3 protein-coding genes are annotated in these 3,025 nt (G+C 44.6%); all 3 read right to left on the minus strand.

Going from position 1 to position 3,025, the window contains the following annotated elements; all coding sequences use genetic code 11:
* Positions 1-511, minus strand: a 511-nt coding sequence (locus B1K52_RS00390) for an FGGY family carbohydrate kinase (protein WP_256855805.1), incomplete at its 3' end; no start/stop codon positions are given.
* Between the two features lie 12 nt (positions 512-523).
* Entirely contained in the window at positions 524-2,590 is a 2,067-nt protein-coding gene (locus B1K52_RS00395) for a bifunctional aldolase/short-chain dehydrogenase (RefSeq protein WP_077303976.1), read from the minus strand.
* 128 nt (positions 2,591-2,718) lie between these two features.
* Positions 2,719-3,025: MFS transporter (locus tag B1K52_RS00400; RefSeq protein WP_143588800.1), on the minus strand; the 307-nt coding region annotated here is incomplete at its 5' end.

Consider the following 3,025-nt stretch of genomic DNA (forward strand, 5'->3'; position numbering starts at 1 on the left):
AAGCATTTGTTGCCTCCATTAGCTTCTTTCCTGTCAGCCGGTAATTCAAATAATCAGGTACAAGCAGTATCTTGTCCGTCTGACTAATAATTTCCTTTTCTTCTGAAGCAAGCTGGTAAAGACTGTTGAAAGGCTGGAACTGAATGCCTGTTTTACGATAGATTTCGTTCTTCGACATCGTTTCCCACACTTGTTCCATTACGCCATCTGTCCGGGAATCCCGGTAAGCGATCACATCTCGCAACCGCTCACCATCCTTCCCAAGCAGTACATAATCAACTGCCCACGTATCTATTCCAAGCGTACAAGCAGTAATACCCTGCAGTTTGGCAATTTGCAACCCGCCAAGAATCTGTTCCTCCAAATGGTCAATATCCCAGCAGTTAAATTCTCCTTGTTTCTGATAGCCATTTGCAAAACGATGAATCTCCTGTATAACAAGCTTCCCTTCTTTCAGTTCACCTGTGACAAGACGACCGCTTGACGCACCGATATCAACCGCTATATGCATATGATATCCCCCTTATCTTGTAAAGGCAGCCGGAACGCCGCCGTCTACTGTGATCATGCAGCCTGTTGTTTTAAGAGCAGCATCTGAGGCAAAGAAAGCAATCGATTCGGCAATATCCCTCGGATAAATGTTCACACCCAATGTTGTTCGTTTCCGATAATGCTCTTCCAGCTGATCTGGTGCAATGTTGTAGGCTGCCGCGCGTTCTTCCCGCCATTTTGAGCCCCAAATTGCTGATCCTTGCAGCACCGCATCAGGCAAGACTCCGTTCACGCGGATACCATAGCTGCCACCTTCAGCAGCGATGCATCTAGCCAAATGCATTTCCATTGCTTTCACTGAGCTGTATGCAGCCGCATTTTTGCCAGCATAGACTGAGTTTTTCGAACCGACAAACACCATGCTTCCGCCAATTCCCTGCTGTTTCATTAATCGGAAGGCTTCACGGGCAACGAGGAAATACCCTGTACCCAACACATCCATATTAAGCTGCCATTCTTTCAATGTTGTCTCATCAAACGGACTGCTAGTTGCCAAACCTGCGTTGTTTACAATATGATCAACACCGCCATACTGTCTAACGGCAGTCTCAAACGCTTCAGCAATTGCTTCTTCTGACGTTACATCCATTTTGACTGCAACGGCGCGGCCTTCGCCATACTTCTCGTTCAGCTCGGATGCAACTTTTTCTGCACCTTCGATATTAATATCGGTCACGACAGCATGCGCACCGTCTTCCAAGAATACACGCAATGTCTCGCTTCCAATACCGCCTGCTCCGCCAGTAACAAGAACGACAGTACGGCTGAATCTAGCTTCAGGCGGAGCCAAAGACAACTTATACAGCTCTAGCGGCCAATATTCTACGGAGAATGACTCCGATTCAGATAGAGATACAAACGCCCCTAGTGCAGTTGCTCCTTTCATCACAGCAACAGCACGATGGTACAAAGCAGAGCTGATATTTGCCGCTTTTTTGTCCTTACCAGTTGTAACCATTCCGACGCCAGGAATAAGGACGACTCTTGGTACTGGTTCGAACATGACATCGCCTTCAGAAGCGTTGCGCTGGAAATAATCCTTATAATCTTCTGCAAAAGCCTGGATGCCAGCTTGGACTTTATGCTGCAAATCCTCAGCACTGTCAGAAGCTGGATCAAATGCCACGTATAATGGCGTGCGCTTCGTATGTACAAGATGATCCGGACATGCAGCGCCTACCTGACTTAGCTGCTCTGCTTGTTCACTGTTTACAAACTCCAAAACATCTTCACTATCATCAAAACTTAAAATCATTTTCTTCTCTTCACTAACAGCCCCTCTGATGATTGGCATAACCTTCGTAATTAATGCCTGACGAGCATCTTTATCCAAACTAGCAACTTTCTCGCCGCCGAATGGTGCGGAATTAGATTGTTTTTCTTTAATATATGCTTCTGCTTCGCTAATCACAGCAATTGTTCGATCATAACTTTCCTTAGCAGTGTCTCCCCATACGACTAATCCATGTTTCTCCATAAGAACTAGCTCTGCCTGCGGATTCGCAGCGACTGCTTCCGCAATCATTTTGGAAAGTGTAAATCCAGGACGGATATAAGGGACCCAGACATATCGGTCTCCGAAAATTTCTTTGGCAATGTCTTGCCCGTTATCTGCACAGCAAATACTGATAATGCTATCGGGATGCGTATGATCAACATGCTTGAAAGGAAGAAAAGCATGCAACAGCGTTTCGATAGAGGCACGAGGATGACTCGCATCAATCATACAGTTTGTCAAATAAGCAACCATTTCTTCGTCTGGCATTGCATCTCTTTCTATTAACGGACGAATATCTTCCATTCGAAGACCTGTAAAATTATGCGCTCCCATCGTCGCCAAATCGGATCCGCTTCCTTTCACATACATTACTTCTACAGGTCGTCCACGGAAATCTTCTACTGTCGTCTTCATGGATGTGTTGCCGCCGCCCCAGTTACAAACCGAACGATCACTTCCGATTAAATTAGACCGATAAACAAGTTCTCCTAAACCTTCTTGCAAATCCGCTCTTTTGTCATCCCACTTGTTTTGTACCAATTCCAACACTCCTCTTTCTAAGAATGTACGCTATTTGTTAAGCGCTTTCAATAACTGGTTTCATTATACATGAAACAAACGCATTTTTGTGTGTTTTTCTTTATATTTTTTTGTTTATTTTTGTTTAGTTAATTTTCTGCTTGTTTTCTGTTTTCTGGTATACTTCCGTATCGTTCTTCTTGAATTTGTTCTAATGACTTTCCTCTCGTCTCTGGTGCCATTATCAATCCTATAACAGCCGCGATCAGCAAGAAACCAATCATGACCATACCCGCTGCCTGGAAACCAAACGAACTAATCATTAGTGGAACAACTAGCGATATCAAACCAACTGCCACTCTCGCTAGAGCAAATATAAATCCTTGTGCTTTGGCACGGTAACGCGTATGAAACAGTTCACCAGCCCATAATCCATAAAACGCCTGTGCTCCAAAT

The organism is Terribacillus halophilus (genome assembly GCF_900162685.1).
GTDB classification, from domain to species: Bacteria; Bacillota; Bacilli; order Bacillales; family Amphibacillaceae; genus Terribacillus; species Terribacillus halophilus_A.